The sequence below is a fragment of the Mesorhizobium sp. USDA 4775 genome (genome assembly GCF_054062655.1).
On record NZ_JBSSFM010000001.1, the window covers coordinates 5515366 to 5533795 of the forward strand.

Genomic DNA, 18430 nt, shown 5'->3' on the forward strand with positions numbered 1-18430 from the left:
TGAACGCCGATGGACCTTCGCCCCTCGCATTCATTTTGCCAGCCTTCGTCACGCACAAAGCGTAGCTGGTTTCGATTATTGGCGGACTTCTCCGACCGCTTGGCATTTTCCGCGCTGTTCGGCGCGGCGCTGCTCGTTATCTTCTCGACCAGAAGCGCGCATGCCGAATTCACCGTCTGCAACCAGACGCTCGACGTCGTCAACCTCGCCGTCGGACAGAAGGTCGACAATGCCGACCAGACCGATGGCTGGTGGACCATCGGCGCCAACCAATGCGTGAACGTCATCCGCGAGGAACTGGCCAACCGCTACATCTACCTCTACGCGACCGACGTGTTCGGCCATGCGATCCTCAACGGATCGACCGAGATGTGCGTTGATCGGCGCCGCTTCTCCATCCGTGGCATCGAGGAGTGCTGGCAGCGCGGTCATATCGCCGCGCGTTTCGTCGAGGTCGACACGCTTGAGCAGGTGCGCTGGACCTATTTCCTGACCGGAAACAGCCCGTGACGCACAGCATCGACACGAGCTTCAAACAGAAGAAGCTGGCACGCCTGGCCGAGCGCAGACGCAAACTCTGGCGCCGCGTTCTTGCTGGCGTTGCAACGCTCACCGTCATCGCGATCGCCACCGGCTTCTATCTTACGAAGGACAACTGGTCGTTCGGCGACGAGGATGAGGAACTGCATCCCGTCGAAGGCATGGAGGACGTGCCGCCCGACGCCTCGGTCTATGTGCCGGCCATCATCGACCTTGCCGGTGATCCGATGTGGATCACGCTGGCGCCCGATGCGGACACCGCCACGAAGGGCCACACGGTGGCGCGCCCGGCCGAACTCGACAGTTCCGGGGCCTCGCCGCAGATCGAGATTCTGTCCGACGTGATGCTGAGCGCCAGCGAGAAGTTCATGACGACGATCCCGTCGACGCAGGAGGATTTTGCCTTCTTCAAGGCGCAGCGGCAGCCTTCAACCGCAGCACCAGACGATCAGCAACCGACCTCGCCCGCACCTGCTGCGGCGCCCAACGACCAACCGGGCGATCTGGCGAACGACCTGCAGGCGCCGCCGGACGCGGGCGAGCCCCCCGCCGTTTCGGCGCCCAAGGCCGACGCAGACGACCCCGAGGCCGGCTGGGGGGAGACCATCGACCAGGGCGAGGCAGCGCTGCCCGCCTTCAAGAAAACCGCGATCGAGAACAACACCACCGTCGCGACCGTCACCAGCGAATATCAGCGCTTCGCGGCGACAGAGGACACTTTCGTGAAAATCCTCAACGACCGCAGCCTGGATAGCGTGGCGCTCGACGCGCATTTCTCAGCGGACGACGCCAGGCTTGCGGGCGAGGCGCTGAAAGCGCTGTTCAAGCGCGACGGGCTCGAGGCCGGTTTCGTGGTCGCCATGCGCGGCTTCCGGCCGAATCGCGAGACGACGACCATGTCGCTGATGCAGGTCTCGGTCTACGCAAGGAACGTCTATGTCGGCACGCTGACGCGCAACGCAGCGGGCGCCTTCGTTTCCGGCGTCGACCCCTGGGTTCGCGAGGACCTCTTCAACTATTCGGGTGCCTCCGACCAGGGCGGACCCAAACGGCAGTACCGGCTGCTCGACGCAATCTACTCGACCGCGGCGCGCAACAAGGTGCCGACCAGCGTGATCGGCGAAGCGATCATGTATCTGTCGAGGGGACAGGATCTCGACGCTTTCGCCAGCGAGGACCAGCGCCTCGTGATGATCTACTCGCAGACGCCGCGCGACCAGGGCGATATCTCCGGACGGGTGCTTTACGTCGGCGTCCTGGGTAAGGACAAGAACCTCGACTGCTTCGTCTTCCAGCAAAGTGACGGCCAGTATGCCTGCGTGACCGGCGATGATCAGGTTCGCTCGCTGAACGTCACCAACGGCATGGTCACGCCGGTCGCCGGGGTGATGACGTCGACCTTCGGCCCGCGCAAGCATCCGATCCTCGGCACGGTTCGGATCCACAAGGGTGTCGACTGGGCGGCTCCGGTCGGGACGCCGGTCATGGCGGCCTTCGACGGCGAGATTTCCTTCCAGGGCGATGGCGGCAGCTACGGCAATCTGGTGAAGATCACGCATGCCAACGGCCGCGAGACGCGCTACGCGCATATGCAAAAATTCGCCATCGCCAGCGGTGTCGGCACCAAGGTGAAGGCCGGCGACGTCATCGGCTATATCGGCACCACGGGGCTTTCGACCGGCCCGCATCTGCATTTCGAGCTCTACGAGAACGGCGAGGCGATCGACCCGCTCGGGACAGTCACCACCGTCACCACCGTCGCCACCGCCGTTTCCGTCAGTTCCGGCGGGCCCGGCGATTCCGCGGTCGAGACGCTGACCGACCGGATCGTCCATGTCGAAAGCGGCGGCAGCGCCCGCGCCAAGAACCCCAACTCGTCGGCAACCGGCGCCGGCCAGTTCATCACCAAGACCTGGATCCGGATGATGAACACCTATCGTCCCGACCTTGCCCGATCGCTTTCGACCGCCGACCTGCTCGCGCTTCGCTATGACGCGACCCTGTCACGCGAAATGGTGCGCAACCTGGCGCGCGAAGGCGAGGCCTATCTGCGCGCCCGCGGCCACCAGATAACCGCCGGTCGCCTGTATCTTTGCCATTTCCTCGGCATGGAGGGGGCACACCAGGTGCTGGCCGCGTCCGGCTCGTCGCAATTGAGCGCTGTTCTGGGCGCAGCCGTGATCCAGGCCAACCCGTTCCTGACCGGCAAGACCGTCGGCTACGTCATCGATTGGGCCGAGCGGAAAATGGGGCAGAAAGTGCCGCGCGTGGTGACCGATCAGAGCCAGCCGGCGACAACCACGACCGAGTTCCGGCAGACGTCGCCGGAGTTCGAGAAATACAAGCAGGCGATAACCGCGTTGCTCAATTCAATCCAAGAGACGCTTGAGCCGGGCTGAGCAATTCCAGGAAAAGTGTGAACAGAACGGCTCACCATTTCCGTGAAACGGTGAACGGTTCTAGTGGCCGTCCCGGCTCAAAGGCGGCACGATCGCCTGGTCGATCGGTTTCGACAAATATCTGCGGAAGCCGGGGGATCCGGTGAACCTAAGCTGTCGTCGGGGCTACACAAGCCTGAGAGCCATTTTTGGCCGAAGCGACTTCGTCGCTGACGAATTGAGCATGCGCAGAGATCCATAGCGTGCCCCGATGGGCAGGAGGGCTGATCCATGAAACTGTTTGCCATCCTTTTGAGCGGAGTTGTCCTTTCCATCCTTGCCGCCTTCGGCGTCCAGGCCGCAACAGCCGAGAGCAAGCGTGTCGCGCTGGTCATCGGCAACAGCAAATATGTCAACGCCGTTGCCTTGCCCAACCCGGCGAACGATGCCCACCTGATTGCGTCGACGTTGCGCAACGCCGGCTTCGACGTGATCGAAGGTGTCGACCAGGACAATGCCGGTATGCATGGCCTGATCAGCAAATTCACCGAAGAATCCTACAACGCCGACCTCGCGGTCATCTTCTATGCCGGCCACGGCATGCAGGTCGACGGCAAGAACTATCTCATACCGGTCGATGCCGACCTGACCTCGCCCGCCTATCTCAAGACCCGCACGGTTCAGATCGACGAGTTCATGGCGGCGCTGCCTGCCGATCCCGCCGTTGGCATCATCATTCTCGATGCCTGCCGCGACAATCCGCTGGGTCGTACCCTGGCTGCGGCTCTGCCCAAGAGCCGCTCGCTTGGCGCCGGCCTCGCGCCGGTGGATGCAAAGGCAGACGGCGTCGGCACCGGCGGTGTCTTGATCGCCTACGCAACCGATCCCGGCGCTATCGCTTTCGACGGCGACGGCGTCGACAGCCCCTACTCCCTGGCGTTGGCCAAGCACCTGACCGAACCCGGTGTCGAGATTCAGAGCGCGCTGACGCGCGTGCGCGGCGACGTGACGGAAGCCACGCAGGGCCGGCAGCGCCCATGGCACAACGCATCGCTGGGACGCGAGGTTTTCCTTGGCAAGCCGTCGGCACAGGCCGCGGGGGCGCCGATCGCCGATGCAGCCAGGACGACGGCCTCGCCCGCCCCCGCGCCGATCGCCAGCGATCCGCCGTCCTGGCAGGTTGAGCAGCGGCTTTGGGACGAGGCTTCGAAAAAGAATGCTATTCCCTATTACGAGGCCTATCTCGACCAGTTTCCAAGCGGCCGCTTCGCCACGGTGGCAAGGCTCGACATCGACCAGTTGAAGGGCCCCGAGGCGGGCAAGCAGGTCGCGTCGCTCGACACGAACGATGCGAACGCGAATCCCGGCTCGGCCGTTCGCACCTCGGCCGCCGACCAGGTCCGCACCGCACCACCGAAGAAACAGGTCGTGCACAAGACCCGCACGCTGAAACCGATGGCGCAGCGGAAACCGCGAAGACAGCAGATCGTCGAGCGCTGGCGCAACAGGGAGACTGTGATGCGCGACGAGCCGCCGCGGAGAGACAACAATGACTTCCTGACCAAGGCGCTGATTTTCGGCAGCGGCGTCGTGATCGGCGGTGCGATGAGATATTGATCATAGTCAGCCAAAGGGAACCCGCGTTGGACGAGTTCCCTTTTGCCGCTATCGCTGTTGCCGGATCGGCCTGGCGGCGACCGCTTACTCGGTCCTGATGCGCATTTCCACGCGCCGGTTGACCGGATCGTAAGGATTGGCGACCCGCGGGTGCGACTTGCCCAGGCCGATCGCTTCGAGCCGCGCCGATTCAACGCCGTTCGCTTCGAGGAAAGCTGCCACCGACTGGGCCCTGCGCTGCGACAGGTCCTGGTTGTAGCGATCCGGGCCGGTTGCATCGGTATGACCTTCAACGACAAAGCTGAACGTGCTCAGCCGATTGTCCTTCAGCGCCTTGGCGAACTCGTCGAGTTCGGTGCGCGCCGTCTGGTCGAGTTGCGCGGAATCAAGGGCGAAATTGATCATCATGTCGAGACCGGTCTTTTGTGCAGCTGAGCCAGTCTTCTCGGCCTTGCTCTTGCACTCTTCCTCGGTGCCGACGCAGATGCCGCGCGCGGCACCCAGATTGCCGGACTGTCCGGCGAAGAACTTGACGATGTCTTCTGATTTCTGAAGCGGATCGGCAAAGACGTGCGTTGCAAGAAGCATGGCCGCCAATGCCAAGGCTGAACTGCCCCATCGCATGACCGTCACTCCTGTCTAAGAGGATTTCGCTGGCGCGCATCATATCAAATCGGGAAGCGATTGTCTGTGAACAAACGCATGCCGCTCGTGGCCGCCATCTGCCAACGACTGACGCTTGACCGGCGCTCGGCCACAGGCTTGAGTGCTGTTCTGGTGGTTCTTGGGGTGTGGCAGCCATGGCCAATGAACTCGGATACAGAACGGCACGGGATCTGTTTCTTGCTTGTCCCGCCATCGCCAGGGACATGAAATCGCTGGCCACGGGCCAGCCGCCGCTTGATTTTTGCCGAGCCCTGCTTGCCGGGCGCGTGCCGGAAGAAGCAGTCACGTTCTGTGCCTACCTTCTGCCCGAGCGAGCCGCCGTCTGGTGGGGACATGAGTGCCTGAGCAATCTCGCCGAGCTCCTCGCGGACCGGGATCTCGAATTGCTGGCGCTTGTCCATGACCGCGTCGGCGAACCTGACAATCCCCACCATCAAGCCGTCCTGAGCAATTCCCTTGACCTGCCGCCGGCAACACCGGCCGCCTGGATCGCTCTGGCAGCGGTGTGGCGCGACCCGACCCTCGACATGGTATCGACCGGATTTCCTGCCGCTCATGCCGTCAATGCCGGAATTCTGGCCGGGCTGGCCCGCGCCTCGCTGGCGGACCGGTTTTCCGTGCTTTCGGCCTTTGTTGAAATGGGCATCCAGATGGCGGAGATGGAGGCGTAACGGCATTCGCCGATCCCTACGCGCCACCCGTCATTGCTGGCCTCAGGCCGGCATTATTTGCAGCCGCCTTGCGCCCATCTGGCCAGCGCGACCTTGAAGCGCGTACCAAGCGGATGCTGCAGGCGCAGGACCGAGACGTCGTTGGCGGCGAAATTCTTCGCCTGCTCGCAAAGGCGGACCTCATTCCACTCATGGCAGTTGTCGCAGTGCTTGCCTTCCCAGACCGATTTGTCGAGGCCTTCCACCGGACTGAAAAGCGGTTCGCTCTTGATCAGTTGGGCGATGCTCTTGCCGTCGATCGCCGGGTCGCCAAACTTGACGGGACGATCGAAAAGGATAGGGCCGTCGGTAGCGAGCTTCGGGATTTTCGCACGCAGCGTATCAAGCGCAAGCTGGTCGGTGTTCTGGCCTGGCGAAGCGCCGGTGTTGCGCGTGTCGGATCCGGCTTCAGCTTGCGGAGTGCTCGCCTCGCCGACGATCAACGGCGCGTTGAGATCGACCTTGTGCAGGACGACCTCGGTGGTCAAAGAGACATTGATCCAGGGGCGTTGCTTGCCGGCGGTCGCCTTGAAGACGTCGCTGGTCACTCTGTTCATCGCTTCGGTGATGGAGACATTGGATTCCCCAATGTGCTGAAGCAATGCCGTCGTGAAGGGCGAGTGGTCGCCGGACCCGTCATAGGCGAGTTGGTTGGGACTGGCGGCGAAGGCGACGAGCGTTCCGGCGCCGCCATTCTCGATCGGAATTTCCGCAAGGCCGCTGCTTGCACCCTTGATGCCGGCGGTCTTTGCCAGCACATCGGCCAGAGGATTGTCCCGGCATGCGTCCAGAAACACCAGCCTTATGCTTGTCTCGCGAGACATCTGGCGCAAGATGAAATCGACCGACACGGCCTCAAAGTCGAGCGAGGTCTCGTCCTCGAGCGCGGCATCCACCGGAAGCAGATAGTTCTTGCCTGAAACCTGCAGGCCATGGCCGGCATAGAAGAACAGCGCCACATCGGCGCCGCGCACCTGCTTGGCGAACTGGGCGACCGTGGTCTGTGTCTGCTGCTTGGTGAGGTCGAAGCCGGAGACCACCTCGAAACCAAGGTTCTGCAGGCGATCGGCCATCGCCTGGGCATCGCGTGCAGGATTGGCGAGCGGCGCGGCATGCTGATATTGCGAGTTGCCGAGCACCAGCGCGATACGGCGCTCGGCACTGGCGGCCGTCAAAGTCAAAAGCAGGACGAGCGCGACAAGGCCGGCGCCGTGAAGCAAGGCGGCGCAGTACGCGATTGTACGGGAACCCACCCCGACCTCAGTTCGCAAGCTTCGTGGCGGAGAATTCGATCCGCCGGTTGAGCGCCTTGTTCTTCGGCGTGTCATTGGCGGCAACCGGGCTCTCCTCGCCATGGCCGGCGGCACTGATCTGCTGACGCGGCACGCCACCGGCGACCAGCGCATCGGCAACCGCCTGCGCGCGCCGTTCGGAGAGTGCCTTGTTGGCCTCGGGCGAGCCGTCCGAGTCCGTGTAGCCGGAGACCTCCACCTTCAAGGTCGGGCATTTGCCGACGACACCTTCAACTTCGGTGAGCAGCGGACGGCTCTTGGCATCGAGCCGGGCACTGGCCGGGCGAAAGTAGATGGCGCCGGTGCGCGACAACACGGCAAACCGGTTGAGGCATTCCTCGTCGCTGAAATTGACCTTCGCGGCGTCGGTGGCCACGGGACCGACACCGGTTGTGCCGGCAGCGACCGTCTGCACCGCTGCCGGCTTGCTGCCGTCGGCGACAAAGACGAAGTCGAAGGACACCGAGGCGGTGGGCACGATGTTCGTCACATTGGCGGCCTGCTGCAGCTTGTCGACGTTCGGCAGCAGGCCGAAATCCTCGACATGCACCGCGACGGGAGCCTCTGAGGCGACAGAAACCTGAGTGTCGCTGATCATGGTTACGACGACGCTCGCCTCCAGATCCTTATCGACGCCGTGCAGGCTCAGCCGGAACGGCAAGCTTGCCTTGATCCGGCGTTTGGCCGGCAAGTCGGCAAATGCGGCCGGGTCGACCTTCGCCGTCAGCTCGGCCGTCGGATATTTGAATGTTTCGAAGAACAGGAAGCGCATGCGCACATTGCGCAGGTCGACGCCCGTGTCGACGGAATTGAGATCGAAGCTGACCTTGGCGTCACCGGCGGAACTCAGCGTGCCGGTGATATTCCTGATCTTGTTGGTCTCGACGATCGTGTTCTTCTTGACCGACTGATATGTGAGCACCGAGGCGTCAGGATCGAGCGTCCAGTTCGGCGCGGCGTTGGCGGCGTGCGGTTCGAGCAACAGCAAGCCCAACAGCGCGGCAAGGACCAAGCTGAAGGCTGCGGCCTTCGCGCGCACTTTTCGATAGAATGCGACGACTTCGAACATGGAACGCCCCCGCCAGGACAACCTATCTCGATACCGCAGGAGATGGGAGCATAGAGCACTTGCCCTTGCTTGGCGAGCGGTTCGAGTCGGCCTCGACACATAACGTCAACCTGCCGTGCGCTCATCCCCATTATCGAATGTCGGCCACATGGGTTCCTCCATACAAAGGAGCCGCTGAAACTAGGTTTTGTTGCAGGGCTTTTTCTGGCCCTTCCGTGAAGTCCTGAAGCGATGCGTGGCGCGCCTCCTCGTCCCCGCGCACACGCTTCACACCGCCGATCTGTCCCGGCTTGAGCCATTGTGCGGCCGGCTGCACGAAATCTGTCCCTGCCGTTGGAACATTAGAGATCGATGACGGTTCTTTCGCTTTATATGCCGCTGCGTGCTGTCGGCTGAAGGTCGCTTGAGCAACCCGAGCGGCTTGCGCCCATGATCTCTTAGCCGCGAGCTCTTGGACGTCGAGCTGAAGACGAAGACGACAGGCTGCGGACGCCGCTGAAAGCTAAGAACAAAACTAAGAACAGGAGCTAGTCATGAAACATCAGACACTTGAGGAACTGCAGTCGATCGCCGACATCAATCCGATGGCGCCGGCCCTGCTGATGACCAGAGAGCAGCGGATCGAACGGTGGGCGGAACTGCTCGAAATGAATCCGTCGCGCTGCCTGACCGCGCTCACCGGTACCGAGCATCTTAACTCCGGGCTCCGCGAAGAGGCACGGGCAACCGGGTCGCCGATCACGGTTGCCTTCGATGATTCATTGCTGCGTCAATCGGGCCTGAAATCGGACACTTACGGCGAAGCCAAGCGCTTCTTCGAACTGTCCGACTGGCAGTTGCACGACATCGTCTGCAGTTGCCACGCCGGTGCCACGATGCGGGCCGACTGGGCGGCCGGCAGGGTGCGCAGGACGCTTGGAGGCAGCAAGGTTCTGGCATGGCTGAGAAGTTTAATGGCGCACGGTTGAGTGCCAAACGTTAGGCCAGCGAAGACCCGCGCCGCCGCCTCAGCTGCAAATTGCCAGCTGGCGAGGCGGCGCTCGCTGGCTTGCGGGGTTTTGCGGAGCAGGTCCTAGAGTGGGGCCGGTGAACCATATCGGCCTTGCTGCGTCGTACGAACTGGTTCTGGTGGAGTGCATCGATGGTCAGGCTCCTTCTCGTCGCGGCTGCGGCACTTGCCCTCACTTGCGGCGGGACAGCGGCGGCCAAGCTGGACCTCGCCACTGTCAATCAAGCGCAATTCTCAGCCGAAAGATCGAAAGGCTTCAGCCCAGTTATCCTGAAGGCGCAGATACTTTTGGATCGCGCCCGTTTCTCGCCAGCCGGGAGGCGGCGTACCACCCGCTCAATGGTAACGTGATGACGAGAACGTAAGGGAGGCTGTGTCCGGCACGAGCCGCGAGGTAAAGCCATCGTTTCTGCGGATCTTCGATCCGGGCGCAGCGCCCAGCCATCGGGCCAGTTAGACGAGGAATGACCAATAGCAACACGGCAAGGCCTACTCGAGATTGATCCCGATCAACGTCTGCGCGCGCGGAACGCCTTAGCCTGACCCAAAGGCTGGAGGCGGATCAAATGAGATTCCGGACGACGATGGGTTTCTTCGCGTTGACGCTGAGCGCCGCGGCGGCACAGCAGATCAGCAACGGAGAGCAGGAATATCTGAATTCCTGCGCCGTTTGCCACGGCGTGGACGGCAGGGGTGACGGACCGATGGCTGAATTGTTGCGGAAGCGCCCTGCGAATTTGACCACGCTCACGAGGCGCAATGGCGGGGAGTTCCCCTACTGGCGGGTCTACGCGACAATCGACGGCCGCGGCCTCGTTCCGGAGCATGGCGAGCGCGACATGCCGGTCTGGGGCAATCAGTTCCTGCCTGACGACGTGAAGAAATACGGTCCCTACGGTGGGGAGGCCGTGACCACGGAACGGATTCAAAACCTCGCCGGTTACGTCAAGACGCTCCAGCGCTAGCCCGGCACGCGGAGCTGGCGACTCGAAGGATAAGGCAACCAAAGTCAAGGCGACAGGCGATGATCGTTCAGAACCAAGACACCGTGGTCGACATGCTGAAGGACCCCGCCACCTATGGCGACGCTGGTCCCGTCGAGACGATCGAAACCCACATCTCCCGGATATTCCTTGTCGGCCAACGCGCATTCAAGATGAAGCGCGCGGTCAAGCTGCCTTATGTCGATTTTTCGACGCCGGAATTGCGGGTCGCAGCGTGCGAAAAGGAAGTGGAGTTGAACTCCAGAACGGCTCCCGGTCTCTATCTCGGTGTCCACCGCATCACACGCGCGGGAGACCAGCTTGCCTTGGATGGATCGGGCGAACTGGTTGATGCCGTTATCGAGATGGTTCGCTTCGATCAGTCGAACCTCCTCGATCGCATGGCCGCCGCAGGGACGTTGACCCCCGCGCTGATGACGAATGTGGCGCGCATGATTGCGCGATACCACCGCAGTGCCGACGTGATCCATGCTGCCGGCGGATCGGCGAACATCGGCGGCGTGCTGGCAATCAATTCAGCCGGATTTGCGACAAGCCGCGTGTTCGATGAAACGGAGATTGAAACGCTCAACGCGGCGTTTCGCGCCGCCCTCGCCCGCCATGCCGCTCTGCTTGACCGGCGCGAGGCGACAGGCCGGGTCCGTCGCTGCCATGGCGACCTGCATCTGCGCAACATTTGCGTCTTCGATGGCGAGCCTCGCCTCTTCGATTGCATCGAGTTCAACGATCAGATCGCCACCGTTGATGTCCTTTACGATCTCGCATTCCTGCTGATGGACCTGTGGCATCGCGGTTTTCCGGAGTTCGCCAATCTGGTGATGAATCGCTATCTCGACGACGCCGACGACGAGGACGGCTTCGTCCTGCTGCCCTTCTTCATGGCGGTGCGGGCGGCGGTGCGTGCTCACGTGACCGCGACACAGGTCGAGGAGGGCAGCCAGGACTCAACAAAGCTGGTCGCCGACGCGCGATCCTATTTCCAGCTTGCGCAAGTCCTGCTTGCCGAAACGCCGCCTCGGCTCATCGCGATCGGTGGTCTGAGCGGCTCGGGCAAGACGACGATAGCCGAGGCGCTTGCACCGCGGATCGGCGCGCCGCCTGGCGCCCGGATCGTCGAGAGCGACCGCATCCGCAAGGCAATGCATGGCGTGCCCGCTGAAACAAGACTGCCGGACAAGGCCTACCGGCCCGGCGTCTCTGAACGCGTCTATCGCCAGATCGCCTGGCGTTCGGGACTGATCCTTGCCGAAGGCGGCTCCGTCGTCGCCGATGCGGTATTCGACAAACGGAAGGATCGCGACAAGGTCGAACGCGCCGCGAACGAGGCGAATGTCCCGTTTGCAGGATTTTGGCTGGCCGCCGATCCGTCCGTGCTTTGGCGCCGGGTCGGCGAGCGCAAGGGCGGCCCGTCGGATGCCACGGTCGACATCCTGTCACGGCAATTGCAGCGCGACGCCGGTGCTTTGACCTGGCGCAAGATCGAGGCGGACCGCAAGGTGGCCGAAATCACCGCCGAGATGGTGGCCTTGATGGAAGGCACGGCTTCAACCGCGGTCAGCTTCAGAAAGACAGGATGAGATAGACACTGCCGTCGCTTAGCTGACCTCCAGCCTCGCTACAGACAGGCCCGGCTCGCTGGCATGGTGCGCAATCGAGAAGCCGAACTCCCGGCACATTGTGAGCATCTTGCAATTTTCGTTGAGGATTGTGCCTTCGATACGACCGATGCCGTCAGCCTTCGCATAGTCGATGAGCTGTTTCAGCAAGTCCCATCCGAGGCCATGGCCCTGAAGATCCGACCGAACGAGCAAGGCATATTCGCCGGTCCTGTGATCGGGGTCGCAGGAAAGCCGGCCGATTGCGGCCAGCGCTCCCGTGTCCTTTTCCAGCGCGACGAAGGCGATGTCGCGATCATAATCCAGCTGGGTGAGCCGCTTCAACATCTGATCCGGAAAGTTCTTCCGGAGTGACAGGAACCGTAGCCGCAGATCATCGGGTGAAATCTTGGCCAGGAACGCAGGATAGAGCGCTACGTCCGCCGGCATGATCGGCCGGATGTGGAAGGAGAGGCCGTCGGAGAGAAGATCGCGACTCCATCCTGACGGATAGGGTCTGATCGCAAGAGCCGGATTTGGCGCCGTTTCATCCACCCGGCGCGGGTCGATTTCGATGCGGGCGTCGAGCGCAATCACACCCTCTGCGTCCGCCAGCAGTGGGTTGATGTCGAGGGACACCAGGCAGGGAAAGTCGACGATCATTTGCGACAGACCGTTGAGCGCGGCGATAATCGCGGCTCGGTCGGCTGGCCTGCGATCGCGATAGCCGGCAAGCAGGCGGCCTATTCTGGTCGCGTCGATCGCGTCCGCGGCCAGCACGTCGTCAAGCGGCGGCAGGGCGATCGCGGTGTCGTTCACAATCTCGACAGCTGTGCCGCCGGCGCCAAACAGAATGACCGGCCCGAACATCGGATCCACGCTCATGCCCAAAATGAGTTCCTGCGCATGCTTGCGCGCGACCATTGCTTGCACGGTGTAGCCGTCCGGCTTCGACCCCGCCGCCTGCGCGCTCAAGCGTGCCTCGATCGACCGGGCGGCCTCCGCCGCCTTCTCGGCGGTCGCGATGTCGAGGACCACGCCGCCGACATCGGACTTGTGTGAAACCACCTTCGACAGCAATTTGACGACCACTCTTTCCGAGCTTTCGAGAAGCTCGCCGGCTGCCCGCGCCACTTCCGCGACGGTGCCGGCGACAATGGTTTCAGGCACGGCGATACCGTAGGCGGCTATCGCCGCTTTTGCTTCCGGCTCCGTCAGCATGCGCCGTCCTTCGCTGGCCACCTGCCGGAAAATCGCATGTGCGGCGGCCTTGCCGTCGGCCCGGTCATCACCTTGGCTCGAGGGCGTCCGCAGGAGCGCCCGCTGCGCCTGCGACCATTTGCTGAGATAGGACGCCGCGATCGCGGCGTCCTCCGGCGTCTCGAAGCAGGCGATACCGGCTTCCGTCAGGACGCGCCGGCCCTCTCGCGCGGTGTGCTCGCCCAGCCAGCACGCCAGAAGCGGTTTTCCTCCGATCTCGCCCTCGTCGCCGAGCTCGGCCACCTTCCTGGCTGCGCCTGCCGAAGAACCAAGTCCGGTGGGGCAGTTCATCACCAGGACGACGTCCGTTCCCGGATCCGCCGCCAAGGCCTCGAGCGCCGCCCCGTAGCGCTCCGGCGCCGCGTCCCCAACGATGTCGATCGGGTTCGCACGCGACCAGGTCGGCGGGAGCAGATGGTCGAGCCGCGTGATCGTCGAAGGCGCAAGTTCAGCCAACTCGCCTCCACGATCGACGAGCTTGTCGACGGCAAGAACGCCGGCCCCGCCGCCATTGGTGACGATGCCGACGCGTGCTCGCTCGAGGGGAGCGTGGCGCGCGACCGTCTCGGCCGCATCGAGCAACTCCGCGAGATCATCCACACGAAGCACCCCTGCCCGTCGCAAGGCGGCGTCCACCACCCTGTCCGCGCCCGAAAGCGCGCCTGTATGTGTCGCCGCCGCCCTGGCCGCCTGTTCGTGCCGGCCAGGCTTGATTGCTATGACCGGCTTGAGGCGCGCCGCCGCCCGCGCGGCCGACATGAACTTGCGCGGATTGGGTACCGTTTCGAGATACATCACGATGGCGCGCGTGTGGAAATCGCCCGCCAGCATGTCCAGGCAGTCGCCGACGTCGACGTCCGCCATGTCGCCGAGGGAAATGATCCGGGAAAAGCCGACATTGTTCTCGGCCGCCCAGTCGATCAGCGACGTGGCGATCGCGCCGGATTGCGAGATCAGCGCAATGTTCCCGGGCCTCGCCGCCATATGGGCGAAACTGGCGTTGAGCTTCGCTGGAGGGACCATCAGCCCGACGGTGTTCGGCCCAATGATGCGCATAAGCGAGGGCTTGGCCGCATCGAGCATCGCCTGGCGCAGACCATTGGCGTGATTGAGCCCCGCGGTGATGACGACGGCAGCTCGCGTCCCCTTTTCGCCCAACTCACGCACGATAGCGGGGACGGTGTCGGGAGGGGTAACGATCACGGCCAAATCGGGAATGCCCGGCAGGTCGGCAACCCTACCGTAGCAACGGTGGCCGGCCACCTGCGGGTGTTTGGGATTAACCGGCCAAATCGCTCCCTCGAAGCCGCCGCCGACGATGTTGTCGAGGACAATGCGACCGACGGAGCCTTCGCGCCCGGTCGCACCGACGACAACGACGGATTTCGGTGAGATCGCGTATTCAAGATTTCGGATCGTCATCCCGGAAAACTCCTTGCCGCCACATTCACCGAAGGCGGCGAGCATTCATTGCGCTGGATCAAAGCGGCACCGGCCTCCTGCGGCTAGCTAAAGCGACGCTGCGACCAAGCTGCTCTGCGGGCGAACGTATTCCGTCGAAGGAGGCTCCTATGCGTTACTATTTCAGCAAAAACCTCGACATGCCGTTTGCCGCGGCGATCGAACATGTCACCAAAAAGCTTGCTGGCAAGGGCTTCGGCATCCTGACGAGGATCGATATCCAGCACACGATGAAGGTCAAGCTGGGCGTCGACTTCAAGCCCTACATGATCCTCGGCGCCTGCAATCCGCATTTCGCATGGCGGGCGCTGCAGGAATTGATCAGCGAACTTTGATGGCTGACGCCATGGACGAGTCCGTACTGCGGCGCGCGCTGCTGCTCATCGCCATAACGGGTCTGGCACTTGGGTTGGGCGTGTGGCGGAGCGGTACTGGTCCCCTCTCGCCCGACACAATCTGGACAGTGGCGACCCTGCCGGTCGTTGTCGTACTCGCCATCTCCATCTTGCGGGATTTCTGGATCGGCCGGATCGGCGTCGATGCGATCGCGCTGGTTTCGATGTCGGCAGCTCTGCTGCTGGGGCAGGCTCTGGCAGCGGTGGTTGTCGCCATCATGTATGCCGGCGGCACGGTGCTGGAAGACTTCGCGCGCGGTAGGGCGGAACGTAATCTCAGAGCGCTGACCGATAGGGCGCCGCGCGTCGCGCATCGTAAATGCGCACAGGGCACCGAGACGGTTCCGATCGAGCAAGTAGCGGTCGGCGACGAGCTTCTGGTGCGCGCCGGCGAGTTGCTGCCGGTCGACGGATTCCTGATCGACGCTTCGGCCGTGTTGGATGAATCGACAGTCACCGGCGAGCCCCTGCCGGAGCGTCGCGGCACCGGCGACGCATTGCGCAGCGGCACAGTCAATGCCGGCGAAGCCTTTTTCATGCGGGCCTCGGCCATCGCCGACAACAGCACTTATGCCGCGATCGTGCGCATGGTCGCGGCAGCGCAAACGGCCAAAGCGCCATTCATACGCATCGCTGATCGTTTCGCGCTGCTCCTGCTTCCGGTCACTCTCCTGCTCGCGGGTATCGCCTGGCGACTTTCGGGTGACCCGATCCGAGGGCTCGCGGTTCTGGTGGTCGCCACGCCTTGCCCGCTGATCCTCGCGGCGCCGGTTGCGTTCATCGGGGGCGTATCGCGCGCTGCCCGCGCCGGCATTCTTATGAAAGGCAGCGCGGCGCTGGAGGCGCTCGCCCAGATACGCACCGCAATCTTCGACAAGACGGGAACTTTGACGCTCGGCGGCGCCGAGCTGATCGAGATCGACGTCGCTCCAGATCGGCAAGCCGATGAAGTGCTGCGGCTGCTGGCCTCGCTCGAACAGGCCTCCCACCATGTCCTTGCGGATTCGATCGTCCGCATCGCCCGCCGTAGAAAGCTAACGCTTTCCCAACCTTGTGATGTCCGCGAGCATCGTGGAGAAGGCCTCAAGGGTCTGGTGAACGGGATGTCGGTCGCCGCCGGGTCGAGGCCACTCGTTCTTGGGGGCGGGCCGCTGCCAGGATGGGCGGAAAGTGCTGAAAAACGGCACCGGAGCGCGCAAGTGCTGAGGGTGTTCGTGGCTTTGGATGGCCGACTTGCCGGTATCTTCACATTCGGAGACGCCATACGCGAAGATGCTATCGAAACGGTTGGCGCTTTGCGTGCGGTAGGCGTCACGCGGATAGTCATGCTCACCGGCGACGACAGCGCGGCCGCCGAAAAAGTTTCCGCTTCGCTCAAATTCGACGCCGTGTTTGCCGATGCCACGCCGGCGGACAAGGTCGAAACGGTCGAGGTCGAGAAGGCGACGGCGCCGACGATGATGGTCGGTGACGGCATCAACGACGCTCCTGCGCTTGCCGCGGCGACCGTTGGCGTGGCGCTGGGAGCTCGCGGCGGTACGGCCTCATCGGAAGCCGCCGATGTTGTCGTGCTGACCGATAGCCTGCAGCCGGTTGCGCAGGCGTTGCGGATCGCCATGCGCACGCGCGGTATCGCCCTGCAGAGCATCATTGTGGGACTGGCGCTTTCGGGCGCTGCGATGATCGCGGCCGCCATGGGGCACCTGACGCCAGTGGCAGGCGCGTTGCTTCAGGAGGGGATAGACGTCGCCGTCATCCTCAATGCGCTGCGTGCGCTTGGCGAGGGGCGTTTAGGGCACAGTCGGAAATAGGAGCGCCGAAAGGTCATGTCGCAGGAGAATCTGGTGGTTTGCACCAAATGCGGGGTGGTCAACCGCGTGCCGCGCGGCCGGAATGGCACCGACGCGAAATGTGGAAAGTGCGGTGCGCTGCTATTTTCGGGATTGCCGCAGGACATCGATGGGGCAAACTTCGATCGCCAGGTCGGGCGCGGCAGTCTGCCCGTGCTAGTCGACATCTGGGCTCCCTGGTGCGGTCCCTGCAAGATGATGGCGCCGGCCTATGAAGCCGCCGCCAAGGCCCTTGAGCCTCACGTTCGGCTGGTCAAGCTGAATTCCGACAAAGAGCAGGCTATCGCGGCGAGACTGAGTATTCGCGGCATCCCGACGATGATCTTGTTTCATCGTCAGAAAGAAATAGCGCGAATCTCGGGCGCGATGAGCGCCAGCCAGATCGTTGGCTGGGTTCGCGAGCATATTCCGACAGGCACGAGCTAACCTTTCGCGAAGTCAGGCCATTTGACCTTGATCAAGGCCCAGCTCGGACGCTGCGATAGGAATGGCCTCGAAGGAGTTTGCCATGACCGCATTGCACGACCTCACCCCCAAATTCAGAAATATCCGCCTGCTTCTTGCTCGCGAAAAAGGCCATCCGGAAGGCGACCGCGAGGAAGGCTATGATGTGCTGGCACCGCTCACGGACGAAGGACGACTGGACGCCAAGGAATGGAAATCACACCAGGCGCTCTGCCGCGTCCGCCATTTCCGAGCCGGCGAAGACGATCTTATCGGGCGCTTGCGCCGCAAGCCGGGCGGACAATGGTTTTTCGACTATACCGAGGGCGACCGTGACGACGAGGCCGGATTTCACCTCGACGACGAATGCTTCGTGACCGGCGAGTATGTCTCGATAAGGCGCAACGGAGCCATGCACACTTACCAGGTCGCCCGCGTGGAACGGCCCTAGCAGTTTCTTGGTTGGTAGGAGCCAAGTGGTGCCTCGCCATATCCTCGTTGTCATCGGCCACCCCGATCCATCACCGGAGCGGCTCTGCCGGGCCCTGGCTTCTGCTTACGCCGATGGTGCTGAACGTGCGGGCCATATCGTACGCAGGATCGATCTGGCCTTGCTGGACATTCCGCTCCTTCGGACGATGCAGGAGTTCGAGCACGGAGCGATCCCCGACAGTCTCAAGGAAGCTGCCGAGGCGGTCGTCTGGGCGGAGCATTTCGTCTTTGTCTTCCCACTTTGGCTGGGCACAGTGCCGGCGATGCTGAAGGCTTTCCTCGAGCAGGTGATGCGACCAGGCACGGCGTTCGCCTACCCAGCCAAAGGCGAGAGTTTCGCCAAATCGTTGTTGCGTGGTCGCTCCGCCCGCCTGGTCGTGACCATGGGAATGCCCGCGGCCGTCTACCGGATCTGGTTCCTCAGCCACGGGATTGCCGGCATGCGACGCAGCATCCTCAACTTTGTCGGCATCAGGCCAGTAAGGGAAACGCTGTTCGGCATGGTCGCCAGCACGAGCAAGGCGAAACGGGCGAAGTGGATCGGGCAAATGCGTCTGCTCGGCGAGCGAGGGCTTTGAGGTCGGTGGCCGTAACAATCGCGAGAGCAATCGGGAGTGCTGGCTCCTGCCGACAAATGCCGAAGCCAAC

General features: G+C 63.0%; 16 protein-coding genes. 12 read left to right on the top strand and 4 right to left on the bottom strand.

What is annotated here, in order from left to right; all coding sequences use genetic code 11:
• Positions 1-9 precede the first annotated feature (9 nt).
• From ACVILI_RS26975 to ACVILI_RS26985, 3 genes are all read left to right on the top strand, one after another.
• Complete coding sequence (locus tag ACVILI_RS26975) at positions 10-510, top strand: DUF1036 domain-containing protein (RefSeq protein ID WP_019859812.1); 501 nt, start codon at positions 10-12, stop codon at positions 508-510.
• Entirely contained in the window at positions 507-2939 is a 2433-nt protein-coding gene (locus ACVILI_RS26980; protein ID WP_038648645.1) for a M23 family metallopeptidase, read from the top strand. Before ACVILI_RS26975 ends, ACVILI_RS26980 begins: the two co-directional genes overlap by 4 nt.
• Before the next feature lie 270 nt (positions 2940-3209).
• Entirely contained in the window at positions 3210-4535 is a 1326-nt protein-coding gene (locus tag ACVILI_RS26985; RefSeq protein ID WP_038648648.1) for a caspase family protein, read from the top strand.
• An 84-nt stretch (positions 4536-4619) separates the two neighbouring features.
• On the opposite strand, the gene ACVILI_RS26990 is transcribed toward ACVILI_RS26985, so the two are convergent.
• Entirely contained in the window at positions 4620-5123 is a 504-nt protein-coding gene (locus ACVILI_RS26990; protein ID WP_019859816.1) for an OmpA family protein, read from the bottom strand.
• A 212-nt stretch (positions 5124-5335) separates the two neighbouring features.
• On the opposite strand from ACVILI_RS26990, the gene ACVILI_RS26995 reads away from it, so the two are divergent.
• The gene (locus tag ACVILI_RS26995; RefSeq protein WP_156315148.1) at positions 5336-5872 is read left to right on the top strand and encodes a DUF6931 family protein; all 537 of its coding nucleotides are present in this window, start codon (positions 5336-5338) and stop codon (positions 5870-5872) included.
• Positions 5873-5925: 53 nt separating this feature from the next.
• Here ACVILI_RS26995 and ACVILI_RS27000 read toward each other — a convergent pair whose 3' ends face one another.
• Positions 5926-7164, bottom strand: a complete 1239-nt coding sequence (locus ACVILI_RS27000) for a caspase family protein (RefSeq protein ID WP_080643787.1) — start codon at positions 7162-7164, stop codon at positions 5926-5928.
• A 7-nt stretch (positions 7165-7171) separates the two neighbouring features.
• A complete protein-coding gene (locus ACVILI_RS27005; RefSeq protein ID WP_038648651.1) occupies positions 7172-8272 on the bottom strand; it encodes an OmpA family protein in 1101 nt (366 codons plus the stop codon).
• 533 nt (positions 8273-8805) lie between these two features.
• Here ACVILI_RS27005 and ACVILI_RS27010 point away from each other — a divergent pair.
• The 3 genes from ACVILI_RS27010 to ACVILI_RS27020 all read left to right on the top strand — a co-directional run bounded on the left by ACVILI_RS27010 (position 8806) and on the right by ACVILI_RS27020 (position 11862).
• Positions 8806-9240, top strand: a complete 435-nt coding sequence (locus ACVILI_RS27010) for a hypothetical protein (RefSeq protein WP_019859818.1) — start codon at positions 8806-8808, stop codon at positions 9238-9240.
• 607 nt (positions 9241-9847) lie between these two features.
• Positions 9848-10246 (top strand): c-type cytochrome, encoded by a 399-nt coding sequence (locus tag ACVILI_RS27015; protein WP_051726851.1) that lies wholly within the window; start codon positions 9848-9850, stop codon positions 10244-10246.
• A 59-nt stretch (positions 10247-10305) separates the two neighbouring features.
• Entirely contained in the window at positions 10306-11862 is a 1557-nt protein-coding gene (locus ACVILI_RS27020; protein WP_038648654.1) for a bifunctional aminoglycoside phosphotransferase/ATP-binding protein, read from the top strand.
• Positions 11863-11880: 18 nt separating this feature from the next.
• Here the strand turns inward: ACVILI_RS27020 and ACVILI_RS27025 are convergent, their stop codons facing one another.
• Positions 11881-14562 carry a bifunctional acetate--CoA ligase family protein/GNAT family N-acetyltransferase gene (locus tag ACVILI_RS27025; RefSeq protein ID WP_038653116.1) on the bottom strand — a complete coding sequence of 894 codons (2682 nt, stop codon included), beginning with the start codon at positions 14560-14562 and terminating at the stop codon, positions 11881-11883.
• A gap of 149 nt (positions 14563-14711) precedes the next feature.
• Between ACVILI_RS27025 and ACVILI_RS27030 the strand changes: the two genes are divergently transcribed.
• The 5 genes from ACVILI_RS27030 (at position 14712) to ACVILI_RS27050 (ending at position 18360) form a co-directional block, all read left to right on the top strand.
• Positions 14712-14936 (top strand): DUF302 domain-containing protein, encoded by a 225-nt coding sequence (locus ACVILI_RS27030; protein ID WP_019859823.1) that lies wholly within the window; start codon positions 14712-14714, stop codon positions 14934-14936.
• Positions 14936-16807 carry a heavy metal translocating P-type ATPase gene (locus ACVILI_RS27035; protein WP_084791632.1) on the top strand — a complete coding sequence of 624 codons (1872 nt, stop codon included), beginning with the start codon at positions 14936-14938 and terminating at the stop codon, positions 16805-16807. Before ACVILI_RS27030 ends, ACVILI_RS27035 begins: the two co-directional genes overlap by 1 nt.
• A 15-nt stretch (positions 16808-16822) precedes the next feature.
• Positions 16823-17272 (top strand): thioredoxin TrxC, encoded by a 450-nt coding sequence (gene trxC / locus ACVILI_RS27040; RefSeq protein ID WP_019859825.1) that lies wholly within the window; start codon positions 16823-16825, stop codon positions 17270-17272.
• 82 nt (positions 17273-17354) lie between these two features.
• Positions 17355-17741: a hypothetical protein gene (locus ACVILI_RS27045; protein WP_032921232.1), complete on the top strand. Its 387-nt coding sequence runs from the start codon at positions 17355-17357 to the stop codon at positions 17739-17741.
• Between the two features lie 28 nt (positions 17742-17769).
• Complete coding sequence (locus tag ACVILI_RS27050) at positions 17770-18360, top strand: NAD(P)H-dependent oxidoreductase (RefSeq protein WP_038653123.1); 591 nt, start codon at positions 17770-17772, stop codon at positions 18358-18360.
• Positions 18361-18430: the final 70 nt, after the last annotated feature.

What these genes read in the sequence shown, in the direction of transcription:
- ACVILI_RS26985 (WP_038648648.1), top strand. Translation starts at nt 3,210, where the DNA reads ATGAAACTGTTTGCCATCCTTTTGAGCGGAGTTGTCCTTTCCATCCTT.
- ACVILI_RS27010 (WP_019859818.1), top strand. Translation starts at nt 8,806, where the DNA reads ATGAAACATCAGACACTTGAGGAACTGCAGTCGATCGCCGACATCAAT.
- ACVILI_RS26975 (WP_019859812.1), top strand. Translation starts at nt 10, where the DNA reads ATGGACCTTCGCCCCTCGCATTCATTTTGCCAGCCTTCGTCACGCACA.
- ACVILI_RS26995 (WP_156315148.1), top strand. Translation starts at nt 5,336, where the DNA reads ATGGCCAATGAACTCGGATACAGAACGGCACGGGATCTGTTTCTTGCT.
- ACVILI_RS27035 (WP_084791632.1), top strand. Translation starts at nt 14,936, where the DNA reads ATGGCTGACGCCATGGACGAGTCCGTACTGCGGCGCGCGCTGCTGCTC.
- ACVILI_RS26990 (WP_019859816.1), bottom strand. Translation starts at nt 5,123, where the DNA reads ATGCTTCTTGCAACGCACGTCTTTGCCGATCCGCTTCAGAAATCAGAA.
- ACVILI_RS27005 (WP_038648651.1), bottom strand. Translation starts at nt 8,272, where the DNA reads ATGTTCGAAGTCGTCGCATTCTATCGAAAAGTGCGCGCGAAGGCCGCA.
- ACVILI_RS27025 (WP_038653116.1), bottom strand. Translation starts at nt 14,562, where the DNA reads ATGACGATCCGAAATCTTGAATACGCGATCTCACCGAAATCCGTCGTT.
- ACVILI_RS27030 (WP_019859823.1), top strand. Translation starts at nt 14,712, where the DNA reads ATGCGTTACTATTTCAGCAAAAACCTCGACATGCCGTTTGCCGCGGCG.
- ACVILI_RS27045 (WP_032921232.1), top strand. Translation starts at nt 17,355, where the DNA reads ATGACCGCATTGCACGACCTCACCCCCAAATTCAGAAATATCCGCCTG.
- ACVILI_RS27020 (WP_038648654.1), top strand. Translation starts at nt 10,306, where the DNA reads ATGATCGTTCAGAACCAAGACACCGTGGTCGACATGCTGAAGGACCCC.
- trxC (WP_019859825.1), top strand. Translation starts at nt 16,823, where the DNA reads ATGTCGCAGGAGAATCTGGTGGTTTGCACCAAATGCGGGGTGGTCAAC.
- ACVILI_RS27015 (WP_051726851.1), top strand. Translation starts at nt 9,848, where the DNA reads ATGAGATTCCGGACGACGATGGGTTTCTTCGCGTTGACGCTGAGCGCC.